The organism is Romboutsia sp. 1001713B170131_170501_G6, assembly GCF_015668195.1.
In the GTDB taxonomy this organism is placed as follows: Bacteria; Bacillota; Clostridia; order Peptostreptococcales; family Peptostreptococcaceae; genus Romboutsia_C.
Window position 1 is genome coordinate 14,411 of record NZ_JADPFC010000013.1, and the last position, 16,022, is coordinate 30,432.

Below are 16,022 nucleotides of genomic sequence, written 5' to 3' on the forward strand. Positions count from 1 at the left end.
ATAAGTATATTAAAATGCTTTACTTAACCTACCCCGACAAATTGTAATTTGTCGGGGTAAGTACGAAATCAAACCCATGTAATAGACTAAATTTACCACCTACCCAAGGCTGTTAGTAAAAAAATATAATGTGTTCTGTAAGGCATAAGCATAGGGGAATGTGTTTCTACCATTATCTTGAATTTCTCAAGTGAAACATACGATACCTCTTTCACTTCATTATCGTAGAAAGAGTACTCATCTAAAAGAATATCTGCTCTATAAAGGAACACATCATCTATTTCATTTTCAAAATATCCATCAACCTCTCCATACTCTCGACACGAAAAGAGATATTGGAGTTTATCTATTTCTAAATTAATGCCAAGTTCTTCTTTTCCTTCTCGTATAGCTGCTTCTAAAGATGTTTCACCAGCTTGTATATGCCCTGAAAACGAAATATCCATCATATTTGGGAACATAACTTGACTATTTCGAGTTTGTAGTAGTATCTCATCATTAGAATTAATAATCCATACACAGACACCTTTATGAATAAGCCCTTTTCTATGGGTCTCGTATTTTTCCTCAGTCTTACCACATTTTTGTCCTAATTCGTTATAAATATCAATCATTTCCATTAATACAGTACCCCCATAAATTCCTATTTATCTATATTATATTATATTAATATTTATTTCACAATTTGACACTAAAACAGCTGTTTTAGTGGTAATTCTTAAAAATACTATTCCCTAAAAACTTGTTTAAACAGTTGTCGCAAAAATGCCCTTAGGATCCATTTATTTCGATTCTAAGGGCATTAACTTTATCTTAAATACATAACTAGTCTTTAAAGTAAAATTTTAAGGAGAGTTAATAAATTTACTTTTCTTTTATCAATAAGATATATACCATAAAGATTAAAAGGGAGGGAGAAATTTTATGGAATGTCAGAAATGTAAAATTGAAATGAAGATGGTTGATTTTAAGGCTGTAGTAGTTGGAGTAAAACCATACATAAGTGCCAGGAAAAAAGGTACTTTTAAAGGTGAAAAGATAAGTAATGTTTTATGTTATGTATGTGCAACATGTGGACATATAGAGTTTTTAGCAGAGAATCCAGGTGAATTTAAGTAATCAAACTAATCGCTAAAAACTTATTTAAAGATATCTAGTAAAAAGCCCTTAAAATCCATTTATTTAGATTCTAAGGGCTTTAACTTTATCTCAAATAAATATAACAAGTCTTTAAAGTAAAATTTTAAGACTTGTTATATTTAGCTGCAAAACCCTATAGTTATTGCTAAACTTTAATTAAGGGTAAAATATATTTAGAAGGGAGTGAAACTTATGAACTTTTCAATAGGTGATATTGTAGCATTTTTGATATTATTTGGATTTGGTCTATATTTTATAAAACAGTATTACAAATCAAAACGTAAAAAATATCTATTATTTTTATTAGTTTGTACATGTGGAATATTTAATAGAAATAATATAATTTATATTAATGGAATAGAAATAAATAATACAATATATGTTGAGATATTTAGATATATGATTTTATCTGCAATAGTGATATTTGGATATAAATTATATAAGAGAAAAGAACTAATTTAAATTAAATAATCCTTAAAAACTTGTTTAAAGACATGTAGTAAAAATGCCCTTAAAATCCATTTATTTAGATTTTAAGGGCATTAACCTTATGTAAGATACATACCTAGTCCTTAAAGTGAAATTTTAAGACTTGTTGTTTTTCTATTAATTTAAAGGATTTTTAGATATGTCATAGATCAGTTAAATATGTTAATCAAATCATATGTTTTATTGAACATCAAAAAAGAGCACATTAAATTGATCTCTTTATATATTCAAAATATAGTTTTATAATGAATTTTGGCAATAGTATCATATAAACCCAATTTCATTCTCTAAGTTAAATCTTATTATCAAAATATTTTAATACAGCTAGTTCTATCGCATTTCGTAATCCAAGGTAACATACACCATAGGTACAAAGACGATTCAGTGTAAAAGTTATGCTAATATCAGAATTAAGTGATATCATTTCTCCAATAAATAAAGCTATTATAAATACTGTAGAGGTTAATAGATTTACTATATTATTAGCTTTATTTTGAATTAATTGCCAACGTTCATCTTTTTTATAAGCAACTTCTTTTTTTCCCTTCCAAAATGGAAGAAAGATAGTAACCCCAGCACCTGGAATCAAGAAACATAAAAAAATAATTTGTTCATTCATTACGTTAATCCTCCTTGTATTCAAAAACTTTATTTATTGAAATATCGAAAACGTTTGCGATTTTAAAAGCTAATTCTAAAGATGGAGTATACTTATATTTCTCAATCGATATAATCGCTTGACGAGAAATACCTACTTTTTCAGCTAAATCAGCTTGTGTCCAATCACGCTCAGCTCTCAAAACTTTAATTCGATTTTGTATCAAAGTGGTACCTCCTTGATAAAATGTAATTTGATATTTATATTTTAAATTGTAATCACTTGATTACATTTTGTCAATTAATAGTTACTTTTTATATTAATATGATAGACTACCTTATATTTTTTTATAAAAACACAAGGTAGCCTATTTATATAATTTATATCCAATTTATAAATGAACAAAATGTTCACTAAAACAGATGGTTTTGTGGTTATCAAAAAAATACTATTCCCTAAAAACTTGTCTAAAGACATTTAGTAGAAAAGCCCTTAGAATCTATTTATTTAGATTCTAAGGGCTTTAACTTTATGTAAAATACATGACTAGTCTCTAAAGTGAAATTTTAAGGCTAGTTATATAAAATTAATAATATTAACGTATTTGTTATTACTTTTTAATATCAAATTATTATATAATAAAATCTAAAAATAATAGTATTTAGAGGAGATAAGTATGAAAAGAAAAATTTTATTAGGTGTAGTAGTAAGTATATTATCTTTTGGGATTGTAGGGTGTCAAAGTAGTGTAAAAGATAATAATAAAGAGGTTAAAGAGGCTTATGAGAATCTATTAAATAAAGAAAAAAAATATGAATATGTAAAAGAAGTTTTATCAGATGGATTATATACAGAAGAATATCGCCATATACCAAATAGAATGTATAGATTAGATGCTTATAATAAAGATAATAAATTAGAGTCAAGAGATATAGGTAATGAAAAAGAATTCACATCTTTATTCAAAGATGAAAATGGCGAATGGATAGGATATAAAGAAGAATACGCAGATTCTGTAATAAAAGAAAATGAGAAGAGAAATAGCACATCAGTAATAGATTCTGCTTGTAGGAAGAATATTTCTTCTATTATAGATAATGACTATGTTTCTAAAGAAAAAGTTGATGGATTAATTGTGTATAGTGATGATAAAAATAATTTTGTGTATGTTGACCCAAATACAAATATGATTAGCAAAGTTAAATTTTCAGAAAAAAATAAAGATAATATTATAGAATACGAGTTTAAAACTTCCGATAATATAGATAAAAAAGACCTATCTATAAATGCAAGCAATAAAGAAAATATTGATTTATCAAAAATTAAAATAGAAGATAGAGGAAAACAAGAGGGTATGGAAGGCACTTCTGTTGGATAGAGATATATAACTAGTACCTAAACAGATAAAACTAATGAATAAAAAAATAGGTACTATAAAGTTTATAATAAGTTAATTAGAACTATAATGGGGAGGAATGACATATATTGAAAAAAAGATACATATTCTCAATTATTTTAGTTGTATTGAGTTTATCATTATTTTATTTATACAACAATGAATATAATAATAAACCGAATAAAGTTATCAAATCTTCAGAAGATGATATGACAATGGGTGATATAGAAGAAATTTTTCAAAAGTATCTAGACGAAAATAATATAAACATTAAGTTTGGAACAACTAAATATCTTGATTATATAACAACACAAATGTTAGAACCAGAAAATATAGATAAAAAATTAGAAAAACATCCTCAATATGAGCTGATAGGTATATATTTTTCAGAATACATTGTGGCAAATCAAAATGAAGAACTGAACAATCCATTATCACTATTGCGTTTTAAAAATAAAACAATAGCTCAAATAAGAAATATGAATATAGTTAATGATACTCAAAAAAAATAAGGCTTAAATTAAGCCTTATTTTTTTCTATAAATTTTTCTAACCATAATTTTGATAGTTACAAAAAAGATAGGAAGAATAGGAGAAAATAATTTGAATCACGGAAGAAAATTAACTTCACAAAAAATGACTAGCAATTTCTAATCATGAAATTGCTAGTCATTTTTGTGTTTTTTATGTATATTAGCATATCTAAAACAATAACTATTAAGTTTAATCGATATCTAATACAATAGCATCTTCTGTAAATAGTTTTGCTTTGTCATTAATGTACACACAAGGTGTTATAATAATTTTTTTCTCATTACCTTTTAAATTAAATTCGTCACCAATATACCATTTTCCATTATTTAGTTGTCCGCCTGCGCCAGACCCTAGTTCTAATTCTTTTCCATTTTGATTTTTTACTATAAAACGAGGTTCACGTCTCTTATTAACACTAATATCAGTATATAAATCAAAATTATATTTAACTTTAACTGATAGAGGAGATATTCTAATTTCTTCTATATATAAATCTCCTTTATATACATCTTCGTCGATTTTAATTTTTTTATTTACTTTATGAACGTGAGTATCTTTAATTAGATTCGATGCATTGATTTTGGTGTTGAATTCCCATTTTCCCGAACCAAGATTATATTCTTCTTTATCATTATAATAAAGATTGCTGATAGTCATCTTTAAATTATATTCCTTGCCAGATTCTAAATTATCTAAAATTTCATATGAATTTTTATCTGTATTATTTATATCAGTATCTAGATCCCAGAAATTAATTTTTAATAACATATTTACTTTATTCTCCCCTTCGACCTTTTCAGATTCAACTACACCACCACTTGGATCTAATAATAGAATATTATCAATAGTAACAGTAGGAAGAGATGGATGTATCTTAGATGCATCTATATTTTTATCTTTTGGTTTAAAATTTGTATAGTCCATACTCATACTAACTAATATTTGTCCATCATCTATCATTAATTCACCTAAGCTAAATTTTAGTCCATTATCTTCAACAGTTTGCAACCCCTCAAATTTATATTTATCAAATATACTATCCTCTCTGCCTAGAAAAGATTCAATATGTTTTGTTATATTTTCTATATAAGCCCATGTTGTTTCACTATTTATAGCTATAGTTCCTACGATAAGGGCTGCGGATAGTCCTGCTTCTATACTTTTTCTTTTACGTGATTTAATTCTCTTTTTTTCATTAAAAGCCTTATCTATAGCCTCATCTATAGCACAATCAAAATTACTCGGTATCTTTATATGATCTAACTTATTCACTTAGTTACCCTCCATTAATATCTTATATAGTTTTTCTTTACCTCGTCTTATGTAAGTTTTAACTGTATTTTCATTAGTTTCAGTTATATCCGCGATTTCTTTTATAGTCATATCATAAAAATATTGAAGTATTATAGGGGTTTTAAATTTATCTTCTAATATGTCTATAGCATTATACAAATCTATTTTATCTTCTAACTTTTCATATGATATATCTTCAATTGATTCGAGTTTTTCAAGATTATTAATAGTTCTACCATTATTTCGATTTCTATCGTTAACATTATTTATTAGTATTCTAGTAATCCATGTTTTAAAATAATCAGGATTTTTTAGTTTATGTATATTTATAACTGCTTTATATACTGTTTCTTGGCATATCTCTACAGCCTCTTGTTCATTTTTTATATATAAAAAAGCTGTTTTATATAAGTATTCTTTATGATCGTTTATAATTTTTTCAATTGCATCCCTATCTCCTCTCACAGCTTTTTCTACTATGAGCCTATAGCTGTTATTATTTAGATCTTTAATAGTTTTCATTAGTAATAATTCTCCCTTATGTTTCCTTTATATTCCCTTTATTAGACGTAATAAGTGTATCTAAAGTTTCAGTTTTTAAAAAAAAGTCTTAAAACTTTTTTTCTATCACAAATTATAATTTAAAGACGTTATATATATGAATATAAAATTATTTTAGAGGGATTTATTATGAAATGTAACAAAAACTTAAGAGGAAAAATATTAGTATCAACTTTAATCGTAAGTAGTATTTTAATATCATCAGCAAATATATCTAATGAAATGAATTATTAGATAATAGCTCAGACATAAAAACAGAGAGTTTTAAAAGAAATGATTTACAAGGGTTCTTTGATAAACATAACGTTCCTAAAGATAAGAAAAAAATATTATTAGAGAAGTTAGATAAAGGAAGTTGTAAACGATACTACAAATATTACAAATAACCCTATATTCAAAGGATTAAATGAGCTTTTGTCATTCGTTACAAGATATCTAGAAAAAAAGCCCTTAAAATCAATTTACTTGGATTTTAAGGGCTTTAATTTTATCTTAAATACATAAGAAATTTTAAGACTTATTGTTTTTTATATAAAAAAATTGTACATAAAACGGTATTTTTAATTTCTTGTACAGTTTTAATATTTTTTAGATATGTTATAGATCAATTAAGTATGTTCATCAAATCATATATTTTTGTGAATACTAGCTATTATTTAATTATTTCATTTTTTAAATTATCCCAATCTTTTTTCAATAAATCCATATAGATTGCATCTGAAAATTTACCATATCTACTATCAAAATACGCATCTCTAATTATCCCAATATCTTTAAATCCTAATTTTCTATATAATTGTTGCGCTCTTTCATTATCGCTCATTGTAGTCAGCTCTATTTTATTTATATTTAAAAACTTGAACATAAAATCTATAAAGTGATATAAAACATCTACTCCATAGCCTTTACCTTGTTCTTCTCTATTACATATTTTTATACCTAACTCAGCTTTTTGATTCCTACTATCCCAATCAGAATAATTGATTTCTCCTATCGGGACTAAATTATCTTTTTTACAAATAATAAATCTTTTAGAAGTCGAAAATATTGTTGTATCTTCAATATCTTTTAAAATACTATTCTTTATTGATTCCTTACTCTGTAAAGTTCCAAATATATGAGTAGCATGTTCCATTAGTTCTCCATCATTCCACCATTTATATAAGTATTCTTCATCCCCTAATTCCAACTGTCTGATTATTAAGCTTTTACAATTAATCACTTTATTTATCCCCTTTTAATAAAAAATTTATAACAAACACTACTATATAAAATTTTATATATTAGTTAAATATCCTTTAATAGCGTACAAGAAAAAAGTGTCTACTAAAACAGATGTTTTTGCGGACGTTAAAAAGAATAGTAATTTTAAAATTAAACATCTATTTAAATTTCATTTTTTTATATAAAATATTTAAAATTAAACCACATACTAATCCAGAAATAATAGGTCCACTTATTTTGTTAAATTCTAAAATATCAAAAATTATAAAAGATACTCCCAGACAAATTAATAGTCCTATAAATATAAAAATAAATTTGTTTTTCATTACTTTAAACCATCCCCTTATTTAACAAATGATAATAACAATTACTAATTGAATTATAGCATAGCCTATAATTCAATTAGTAATTGTTAAAACAGATGTTTTTGAGGTCATTTTAAAAAAATACGATTCCATAAAAACACATTTGAAGATATATATTAAGAATTAGAAAAAAGGTCCTTAAAATCTATTTAATTTAGGTTTTAAGTGCTTAAGTTTTTATTAAAGTCAAAATATGTTAAAATATTGAAATCAAGCCAATGCAACGTATGATTGCGACTGGTTTTATCTGAAGACACGAGATATTGCTAGGAAATAGATTAAAAACATACCATACTGAATTCAGAAGGAGAGTTTATATGAAAATAGGAGCAAAGTTAAAACAAGAACGATTGAAAAAAAATCTAACTCAAGAGAATGTCGCTAATATATTAAATGTATCTAGACAAACTATCTCGAATTGGGAAGTTGGTAGAAATTATCCTGATTTAGAAAGTTTAGTTGCATTAAGTGATCTATATAATTTTTCTCTTGATAAGTTATTAAGGGAGGATTCAGAAATGGTAAAAAAGATTTCTAAAGATTTAAAGCTAGGAAAAAATCTAAGTAAAATGCTTATTTCAATTATTATTGTATGTATTTTGGTTGTAGGCTTTTCTAGTTACAAAATGTACGAATTTAATAAAAAACAAACTGAAATATATAATCTTGTAGATAAAAAAATAAATGATTTAGTTACATATGTTGAAGATGAAAAGTCAGATGTATTTAAAAAAGAATTACCTAAATTCTTAGAGAAAAAAGAGCTTAAGACTGTTACACTTTTAAACGTATTTATAGGAAAATCAAATGATTTAGGTAATTTGAAATTGAACTACTCGTACAAAAATCTATATGTAAATAAAAATATAGAATTTAGCCAAGCAACTAATAAAAAGATTAAAGATAAAAGCACAGTTTATTATGAACTTCATATTGATTCCGAAAATTACGATATATATAACAATGTATTTTTAATATTCACATCGATAGGTATAGTTTCATTAATATCAATTATAGTAAATTTAATATTATCAAAACTAAAAAAGGATAATTCATAAGTTAGAAGTACCTATATTTAGGTACTTTTATAATTGTGTAAATAATAGTTAACTATTCTCTAAAAAGCCCTTAGAATCCATTTGTTTAGATTCTAAGGGCATTAATTTTATGTAAAATACATAACTAGTCTCTAAACGGAAATTTTAAGGAGTGTTGGTGATATTGACAATGAACTGCTCCTTGCTACAATTCATAATAAAGGTGGTGGAGTAAATGTATAAGGGGTATGCAGTAAAAAATTCAATGAAAATAAATTATATCGATAATCAAATTCTAGATTCTCTAAAAACTCCTTTGATAATTTGTCCTGGATTATCAGAAGAGTGTACAGACTACGAAAGTATTGTAAAAACTCTAAATGATAGAAGATGCGTAGCTCTATCTTTTAGAGGTAGAGGGAATAGTAGTAATGCTGATAATGGATATACCTTAGAAAAACATATTGAAGACATAGATCTTGTAGTAAATGAACTAAGGTTAGATAAATTTTGTTTAATGGGATACTCTAGAGGTGTTTCTTATGCATTAGGTTACGTTATTTCAAATTTAAATAAGATTAGAGGACTTATAGTAGGTGAATATCCAGCGGAGCATAAAAGCATGAATAAAGGTTGGGCTAAAGAACAAATGGATGTATATAATAGGCATGATTTGTCTGTATCTATAACATATGATGTATTAAAAAGTATAGAAATTGACTCTAAATATAAAGATTTCTCAACTGACTTGAATAAAGTAAAATGTCCAACTCTAGTATTAAAAGGTGAGAAAGAGGATACATTATTGTCTAAGTCTGATATAAGTAAATACATAAATAATTTAGGTAGTAAGAGCATTAGAATTGAAAAGTTCTCAAATTCAGGTCATGATATTATGAAAAGTGAATTATTTCAAATGATAATTTCAATAAAAAATTTTTTGAATTATATAGACTCAACTATTCTCTAAAAACACATTTAAAGATAGCTAGTAAAAATACCCTTAGAATACATTTATTTGGATTCTAAGGGCATTAACTTTATGTAAAACACATAACTAGTCTCTAAAGTGAAATTTTAAAACTAATTAGTTTTATCTAAAATATCTAAAATATTTAATACTAAAAGAGCTGAATTATTAGCTGATATTTTTTCGAAATCTATTATAGAGTTTGTAGAATTATCATCTGCATTATCTGAGATACTTCTAATAATTAAAAATGGTATGCTATTTATATATGCAACATGACCAATCGCAGAGCCTTCCATTTCAACACAATGAGGAGAATGTTCTTTAATTATTAAATTTCTTAAATTATAATCTGAAATAAATGATTCTCCACTAACTATTTTCCCAATATGATAATTAAACTTAACCGATTCTATCTTTTGATAGGCTTTTATTGCTATTTCTATTAAAAACTTATCTGATTCAAATTCTTCTTTAAACGGGAACCAGTTTATCATTTGAGATTTACGAACATCATGATGAGTTACAGTATTAGAAATAACTATGTCACATATTTTTACGGATTCACTTAGACTTCCTGCAATACCGGTATTTATTATATGTGTAACCTTAAATTTATCTATGAGTATTTGCGTGCAACTAGCTGCATTAACTTTTCCAATACTACAAGAAGTTAGTATTACTCTTATATTTTCCTTATTACAAACATAAAATTTAAATCCTGCATACTCTTCTTCAACTATTATTTTCAAATTATCTTTTATAAGATTTATTTCAATAGGCATTGCTCCTATTACTCCAATTACCTTCAATAATATCTCCCCCTTTTGAAAAATTATAGCACTGTATATTTAACTATGCTTTAAAAACACATTTAAAATTTACTAGTAATAATTAGTATCAGGCTATCTTTACTTTGATATAATATTGACTAAAAAGGAGATAGCAAATGAAAAAATTCGAATATAAATTTATACAGTTATATGCTCAAGATGGTATTAATAAAAAACTAGCAAGTAAAAATAAAGCAGAAGCACTAGAAGAACTTTTCAATCCGTTAGGTAAAGAAGGTTGGGAATTAGTTCATATACATTTGATGGAAGGTTTAGCCGTTTTTAAAAGAGAGATTTAAACTAGTTTCTGAAATTTATTTCAACAGTAGTAAAAATTAAAGCCCTTAGAACCCATTTACTTGGATTCTAAGTGCTTTAATTTTGTCTTAAATACATAACTAGTCTCTAAAGTGAAATTTTAAGTCTAGTTACTTTTACTTTCTAAAATTACATTTGATAATATTTTTCCTGCAACAATTAACATCGTTATAGCTGTCAATATAGTAATCATTAAAGAGACATTTTTGAACATTAATAAGTTAATCATTAAAATTGGAATTAATGATGCCAATATAACAGATGTTTTATTTTTCATTATTTTAATCCTCCTTATGTTAAAACTAATAAACTATATATTTAATCAAAATAATATTCTAGATTAGAAGACTTTATAATACTAAAGCAACTAGTATCTAAAATAAAATTTAAGTAATAGTTGCTTTAGTATATTTTTTATCATAAAGATTATTGTTTCTTGGAGATTCTCTTAAAGTAATATATTTCTCAAATTGCATATAATTTGAGAAATATATTTACTTCTTGTAATACTCAATTAAAACCCAAGGGAAACCTAATACAATAAACAATAAATACATCCCATCAATATAAACTATACTTGAAATCAACCCTATTAATATATACACTGCGCTAAGAATATTAATGATTTTTTTATCATTTTCATTCCTATCCTTTACGAGCTTTAATATATGACCTCTAAATATAAATATTATAACGCCATATAAAACATATACTAAATTATTATAATATAGCAAAGTATCTGTCTGCATCTTTCGTATGTTTAGAGGCACTCCATAAACTATTTGCAGCACTTATAGGAGCGCCTATAGAACCAAGTATAGCAATTATTGAGCCAATTCCTCCAGACACTGCTCCAGTTATAGCAGCAGCAATAACAGATGTTTGGAACCCTACAAGACTTGCAGCAGCAACATTTTCATCTCGTCTACAAGCATCAACTGAACTCTTGAATCTGTAAAGATTTTCTTTGTAACTTTTTGTTTCGGGTTTCTTTTTAACATTTCCTTTACTATTTGTCAAAGTCCAACTTTTCATATTAATAGAATATTTTAATTTAGAATATAAAGCACCCATACTAACCTTAGCCCGAGGTGAAATATTTGAATATTGAACACCTTTGATACCTTTAGTTAGTTCATCTTGAATAATTACGCCATCTTTTTTTATTACAAGTCTTAGTGAATTATCTTTTTTATTATAAGTTGAAGTAGATACTATATCTCCATCTATAACCTCAACTACTTTTTCATCATCATTATCTTTTAAAATTTTAACTTCTATGTTGGCAAATACATTATTTTGAATTTCTTGACTATTAGGTGTATGTTCCATAGCATTAGCAACATTGAACAAAGGGCTTATTATACTAACCCCTACCAATGATAAAGCAATCCCTTTACTCGCTTTTTTATTAAAACTCATAATTATTCCTCCTCTTAATAAAATATCTCTTTATTCCTCATAAATTTTTGGCAATAATTGTTGCTAAATTGAAGTTTTAGTTGAATTTTATCAAAAAACAATGAATTATGAAGATTATAATAATTTTATTATGAAAATATTTTCACGAAAAGTCTTTTTTTATAAAAATAATTATGTTATTCTTTTTATAAGAGTGGAAATTAAAGATATATAAAAATAAATACTATAAATTTAATAGAAAATTAAAAAAATAAAATAATTGGTCTTATATCTAAAATTAGTTGTATGTTAGCTATAATTTTATTTTTCTTTATTAAATAATTATAAGCTTTAAGTAAAAATGTAATAGATAAATGTAGATAATAAAAAAGCCCTTAAAATCCAAATAAATGAATTTTAAGGGCTTTAATTTTATATTAAATACTAACTAATCCTTAAAGTAAAATTTTAAGGTTAGTTTATTTTATACTTATCAAATATTTTATTACTAAAGCTAGTATTTTTTGAAAAGTAGATTATCCAAATTATAAATGCTATCAAATAACTCCAATTAGAAATTAATATACAACCAATGGCCCCTAATAGCCAGATTAGACCATATTTAAAAAAGTAGTTCCAAAATCTTTACTAAGTTTCTTTTCATCATAATTTTTTCTTTGAGCTTTAGTTATACAGTTATATCCACCAATTAAAAAATATGCTTTATCTCTAAATATCAAAAATATAAAAGATATTATAAAGAAAATTCCTGACATAGTTAAAGCATTATAAAACATAAAAACTCCCCCTTTAAAAGTTATGATAGCAGATTTAATTATTCTCTAAAAACACATTTAAGATTTCTAGAACAATATGAAACTTTGAATAAGGTTTATAATATAACTTACTAAATAAAAAATTCGCTTCGCTTAAGCCACTGCGTGGGCGCTACACTTTATGTCGCCAACGACTTCGTCCGTTGCTCAAAAAGTTCTATAAATGAGCTACGAGTAGAGGCTTTACTGATGCTCGATTATGTAATATAGGTCAAATTAGTGGAAATAATGCAAATAAATTTAAAAATATATAATACTTAAAGTTATGACTAAAGATGGATTGTATAAGTGTTTTATAAGAATGAAGGCATATTTGTATTGCCAAATACAATGTACATACTAAATAGAAGAATATAAGGCCATTTAGAACTTTATTTCAAGAGATGATTTAAGAGGTGTACCAAAGGTCATAGATAAGTTTATAGCCTTTGAGTTAGGGGAAAGTAAAGGTAGAGTATATCAAGTTTTAAAAGAAATTAAACAACAAGTAAAAGTTTAATGAAACGTCTCTTTATAAATATGTAGCACATAGGGGCTTTATTTAAAGTATTTGTAGGAACATCTGTGTACTTTCCTACTGAAAAGATGATATACAAAGAGGCTAGAGGTAGGTCTATCATAGCTAATTACAATGGATTTAATCATAAGGAGTTAGCTGTTAAATATAACATGTTAGAAAGTTATATAAGAGCTATTATAAATAAGCATAAAAAGAGTGCTTAGGCACTATTTTTCCATATATTGGAATTGACAATTAATAGTTGTAAAATGTATGATAAATACTTAGATTTTATAAAATTCTAGTTTTTAGAAAAGAAAAGCTACACACCTAAAATTAGGTGTGTAGCTTTTTTAGCAACGGGCTTTGCCGTTGGCGATAACTTTTTACATTTTATTATTTAATTCACTAATATTTGAATTTAAAGAATTGATACTTATGCTTAGGTTTTCTAGTTTCCCTTCGATTCTAACCAATAGATACATGGTCACAATAGCAGGAAAGCCTAGATTAGCCACTAACTGCATTAAATCTAATTCCACGACTATTTCCTCCTAAATACTTCTAAAATTGCTAAAAAAGCCCCTCTTAAGCTTAGAGGGGCTTTTCTTAAGGTGTTACAAGTGTTATGCAACTACAAGGTCATATTCTGTAGTTTCTGTTTGAACAACTTTTGCTTCTACTGGAGCTTGTAAATCTTCTCCATTAGGTGCAAATATATTCTTAGAAACTATAACATTCATAGCAGATTTTATCTCTGATTCTGTTAAATCTTCTCTTGGATCTGTTACATATAAACTTACTTTTTTACCACTTTTTGTTGAGAATGTCATTAAAAGTTTTACTTCTATTTCTCCCATTTTTTACTCCTCCTTTGTTTAATTTGTTTTATGCACTTAAGTTTGTGTTATCTTGTTTTACTACTGACAACATAGTATGTTGTTGAAGTGATTCTAATGTTTCTGCCACGTTGTAAACATCAAGAGCTGTTGCTGTTGGTTTTACATTTGAGTATGTTCTTGATTTTACTATTGTTTTTCCTTCATCATTTAAGCCACAGTCAAATCTTATTTTTAATGAAGAAGCATCTTTTATTTCTGTTACTTCAGAAACTAATCTTTTGTCTAACATTTTATTTCCTCCTTTGAGCCATTTGTAGGTGTATTTAAAGCAGTTAACCTAGTTATAAGGTTTATTTGCTTTATTTTAAGTTCATTGTATTAAAGGATTGATTTTAAGTCCTAAAATATAGTTGATGAATATTTTTTATGATTTTATTTATAGAAAATTTATTAAGATATTTTATTTATAAAAATAAATTATTTAAAACAATAATAGCCTAAGAGATATATTTAATAGTTATTAAATATGTGTTATAATATTTATTAAATAAACATTAAAAAAATATTAAATATACATTTAATATTTTTTTAATGTTGTGAGGAGAGGATTAAATGGCTAAAAATCAGACAATATTAACGCATATGAGCTTTAAAGGTGGAAGTTCAAAAACATGTTTAAACTTAAATTTTATATATCAATTTTGTACAAATTATCCTGATAAAAAAGTACTATTTATAGATGCAGATCCACAATCTAACGCATCAGTATTTTTATTGGGAGAAGAAGTTATAGAATCTAATATATACACATTAAAAGATGGATTAGAAGATAATGTAGAGTTAGAAAAATTAATAATAAAATCACCAATAGATAAATTTAAAAATCTAGATATAATCGCAAGTAATATAGATATGGTTACACTAGAGCTAGTACTTAATACAAAACCAGGTAAAGAATATACACTATTAAACTATCTAACAGATGATAAAAATATAGATATATTATCAGATTATGATTTAATTGTATTTGATTTAAATCCTGCCATATCTGTATTAAATACAAATGTATTTATATGCTGTACTGATATAATTCCTATAATAAACTATGGATGCTATAGTACATTAACAGGATATAACTTATTAGTAAAAACTTATACAGATATAAAAAAGGCTCTTAGAATCGATAAAGATGATATAAGAAAACCAGTAATAACTAAATTTGAAAAACAAGAAAATAAAAAGATAAAAATGTGGCTAGAATGTGCTAATGAAAAAGGAATATTAGGAAATACATTTAAGCAAACAATGAGAAAATCTGTTCATTATGAAAATTGTATTTTATACAATGAGCCTATAAGTGAGTATGTAAAAGTTAAAGAAAGAAAAATAAAAACGGATATAGATAGTGAAATAACAGACCTTATAAATGAGTATATACAAGATGATTTAATAATTATTTAATAATGATTAAAAATATGTTTAACTATTATTAAATATATATAAAAAATATATTAAAAAATAATTAAATAAAGATTAAATCTTTATTTAATGGAGGAGGTAGTAGACTATGAGTATTGAAAATCCAATGTTAAATAAGAAAAATGGATTACTTAATATAAAGCAAAAAATAGAAGAAAAATCAACTGGACAAGATTTTATAGAGAGCAAAAATAATAATATAAATGT

The 16,022-nt window shown here is 25.3% G+C and carries 22 protein-coding genes; 9 read left to right on the top strand and 13 right to left on the bottom strand.

All coding sequences use genetic code 11. The annotated features are described in order from the left end of the window. Nucleotides 1-92 precede the first annotated feature (92 nt). Nucleotides 93-620: an NUDIX hydrolase gene (locus I4U89_RS14650; RefSeq protein ID WP_195941019.1), complete on the bottom strand. Its 528-nt coding sequence runs from the start codon at nt 618-620 to the stop codon at nt 93-95. A 304-nt stretch (nt 621-924) separates the two neighbouring features. On the opposite strand from I4U89_RS14650, the gene I4U89_RS14655 reads away from it, so the two are divergent. Together I4U89_RS14655 and I4U89_RS14660 are read left to right on the top strand one after the other, a co-directional pair. Next, nucleotides 925-1,119, top strand: coding sequence for a hypothetical protein (locus tag I4U89_RS14655; RefSeq protein WP_195941020.1), 195 nt, complete (start codon nt 925-927; stop codon nt 1,117-1,119). Between the two features lie 213 nt (nt 1,120-1,332). After that, the gene (locus I4U89_RS14660; protein WP_195941021.1) at nt 1,333-1,602 is read left to right on the top strand and encodes a hypothetical protein; all 270 of its coding nucleotides are present in this window, start codon (nt 1,333-1,335) and stop codon (nt 1,600-1,602) included. Nucleotides 1,603-1,921: 319 nt separating this feature from the next. On the opposite strand, the gene I4U89_RS14665 is transcribed toward I4U89_RS14660, so the two are convergent. Together I4U89_RS14665 and I4U89_RS14670 are read right to left on the bottom strand one after the other, a co-directional pair. Then, nucleotides 1,922-2,248: a hypothetical protein gene (locus I4U89_RS14665; RefSeq protein ID WP_195941022.1), complete on the bottom strand. Its 327-nt coding sequence runs from the start codon at nt 2,246-2,248 to the stop codon at nt 1,922-1,924. 4 nt (nt 2,249-2,252) lie between these two features. Beyond that, nucleotides 2,253-2,453, bottom strand: coding sequence for a helix-turn-helix transcriptional regulator (locus I4U89_RS14670; RefSeq protein WP_195941023.1), 201 nt, complete (start codon nt 2,451-2,453; stop codon nt 2,253-2,255). Between the two features lie 450 nt (nt 2,454-2,903). Between I4U89_RS14670 and I4U89_RS14675 the strand changes: the two genes are divergently transcribed. Then, nucleotides 2,904-3,605: a hypothetical protein gene (locus I4U89_RS14675; protein ID WP_195941024.1), complete on the top strand. Its 702-nt coding sequence runs from the start codon at nt 2,904-2,906 to the stop codon at nt 3,603-3,605. A 107-nt stretch (nt 3,606-3,712) separates the two neighbouring features. Continuing rightward, on the top strand, nt 3,713-4,135 hold the full coding sequence (locus I4U89_RS14680; RefSeq protein ID WP_195941025.1) for a hypothetical protein: 423 nt from the start codon (nt 3,713-3,715) through the stop codon (nt 4,133-4,135). 211 nt (nt 4,136-4,346) lie between these two features. Here I4U89_RS14680 and I4U89_RS15960 read toward each other — a convergent pair whose 3' ends face one another. The 3 genes from I4U89_RS15960 to I4U89_RS14695 form a co-directional block, all read right to left on the bottom strand. Beyond that, complete coding sequence (locus I4U89_RS15960) at nt 4,347-5,429, bottom strand: DUF4179 domain-containing protein (RefSeq protein WP_195941026.1); 1,083 nt, start codon at nt 5,427-5,429, stop codon at nt 4,347-4,349. Then, a complete protein-coding gene (locus I4U89_RS14690) occupies nt 5,430-5,972 on the bottom strand; it encodes a sigma-70 family RNA polymerase sigma factor (RefSeq protein ID WP_195941027.1) in 543 nt (180 codons plus the stop codon). It lies immediately after the preceding gene. Nucleotides 5,973-6,663: 691 nt separating this feature from the next. Then, nucleotides 6,664-7,233, bottom strand: coding sequence for a GNAT family N-acetyltransferase (locus I4U89_RS14695; RefSeq protein WP_195941028.1), 570 nt, complete (start codon nt 7,231-7,233; stop codon nt 6,664-6,666). Nucleotides 7,234-7,917: 684 nt separating this feature from the next. Between I4U89_RS14695 and I4U89_RS14700 the strand changes: the two genes are divergently transcribed. Beyond that, a complete protein-coding gene (locus I4U89_RS14700) occupies nt 7,918-8,658 on the top strand; it encodes a helix-turn-helix domain-containing protein (protein ID WP_195941029.1) in 741 nt (246 codons plus the stop codon). 214 nt (nt 8,659-8,872) lie between these two features. Next, nucleotides 8,873-9,607 carry an alpha/beta fold hydrolase gene (locus I4U89_RS14705; protein ID WP_195941030.1) on the top strand — a complete coding sequence of 245 codons (735 nt, stop codon included), beginning with the start codon at nt 8,873-8,875 and terminating at the stop codon, nt 9,605-9,607. A gap of 113 nt (nt 9,608-9,720) precedes the next feature. On the opposite strand, the gene I4U89_RS14710 is transcribed toward I4U89_RS14705, so the two are convergent. Further along, nucleotides 9,721-10,419 carry a 5'-methylthioadenosine/adenosylhomocysteine nucleosidase gene (locus I4U89_RS14710; protein ID WP_195941031.1) on the bottom strand — a complete coding sequence of 233 codons (699 nt, stop codon included), beginning with the start codon at nt 10,417-10,419 and terminating at the stop codon, nt 9,721-9,723. A 137-nt stretch (nt 10,420-10,556) separates the two neighbouring features. Between I4U89_RS14710 and I4U89_RS14715 the strand changes: the two genes are divergently transcribed. Next, nucleotides 10,557-10,739 (top strand): DUF4177 domain-containing protein, encoded by a 183-nt coding sequence (locus I4U89_RS14715; protein ID WP_195941032.1) that lies wholly within the window; start codon nt 10,557-10,559, stop codon nt 10,737-10,739. A 125-nt stretch (nt 10,740-10,864) separates the two neighbouring features. Here I4U89_RS14715 and I4U89_RS14720 read toward each other — a convergent pair whose 3' ends face one another. The 3 genes from I4U89_RS14720 to I4U89_RS14730 form a co-directional block, all read right to left on the bottom strand. Next, nucleotides 10,865-11,035 carry a hypothetical protein gene (locus I4U89_RS14720; protein WP_195941033.1) on the bottom strand — a complete coding sequence of 57 codons (171 nt, stop codon included), beginning with the start codon at nt 11,033-11,035 and terminating at the stop codon, nt 10,865-10,867. Between the two features lie 443 nt (nt 11,036-11,478). Then, nucleotides 11,479-12,180, bottom strand: coding sequence for a geobacillin-26 family protein (locus I4U89_RS14725; RefSeq protein WP_195941034.1), 702 nt, complete (start codon nt 12,178-12,180; stop codon nt 11,479-11,481). A 590-nt stretch (nt 12,181-12,770) separates the two neighbouring features. After that, entirely contained in the window at nt 12,771-12,956 is a 186-nt protein-coding gene (locus tag I4U89_RS14730; RefSeq protein WP_195941035.1) for a DUF3784 domain-containing protein, read from the bottom strand. 567 nt (nt 12,957-13,523) lie between these two features. Here I4U89_RS14730 and I4U89_RS14735 point away from each other — a divergent pair. Then, nucleotides 13,524-13,718 (top strand): Mor transcription activator family protein, encoded by a 195-nt coding sequence (locus tag I4U89_RS14735; protein WP_330615581.1) that lies wholly within the window; start codon nt 13,524-13,526, stop codon nt 13,716-13,718. Nucleotides 13,719-13,880: 162 nt separating this feature from the next. Here I4U89_RS14735 and I4U89_RS14740 read toward each other — a convergent pair whose 3' ends face one another. The 3 genes from I4U89_RS14740 to I4U89_RS14750 all read right to left on the bottom strand — a co-directional run bounded on the left by I4U89_RS14740 (nt 13,881) and on the right by I4U89_RS14750 (nt 14,625). Further along, nucleotides 13,881-14,036, bottom strand: a complete 156-nt coding sequence (locus I4U89_RS14740) for a YvrJ family protein (protein ID WP_271933394.1) — start codon at nt 14,034-14,036, stop codon at nt 13,881-13,883. Nucleotides 14,037-14,120: 84 nt separating this feature from the next. Continuing rightward, nucleotides 14,121-14,354, bottom strand: a complete 234-nt coding sequence (locus I4U89_RS14745) for a DUF2922 domain-containing protein (protein WP_195941037.1) — start codon at nt 14,352-14,354, stop codon at nt 14,121-14,123. A gap of 28 nt (nt 14,355-14,382) precedes the next feature. Continuing rightward, nucleotides 14,383-14,625 carry a DUF1659 domain-containing protein gene (locus I4U89_RS14750; protein WP_195941038.1) on the bottom strand — a complete coding sequence of 81 codons (243 nt, stop codon included), beginning with the start codon at nt 14,623-14,625 and terminating at the stop codon, nt 14,383-14,385. 323 nt (nt 14,626-14,948) lie between these two features. Here I4U89_RS14750 and I4U89_RS14755 point away from each other — a divergent pair, with 323 nt between their 5' ends. Continuing rightward, nucleotides 14,949-15,797: a ParA family protein gene (locus I4U89_RS14755; protein WP_195941039.1), complete on the top strand. Its 849-nt coding sequence runs from the start codon at nt 14,949-14,951 to the stop codon at nt 15,795-15,797. Nucleotides 15,798-16,022 lie beyond the last annotated feature (225 nt).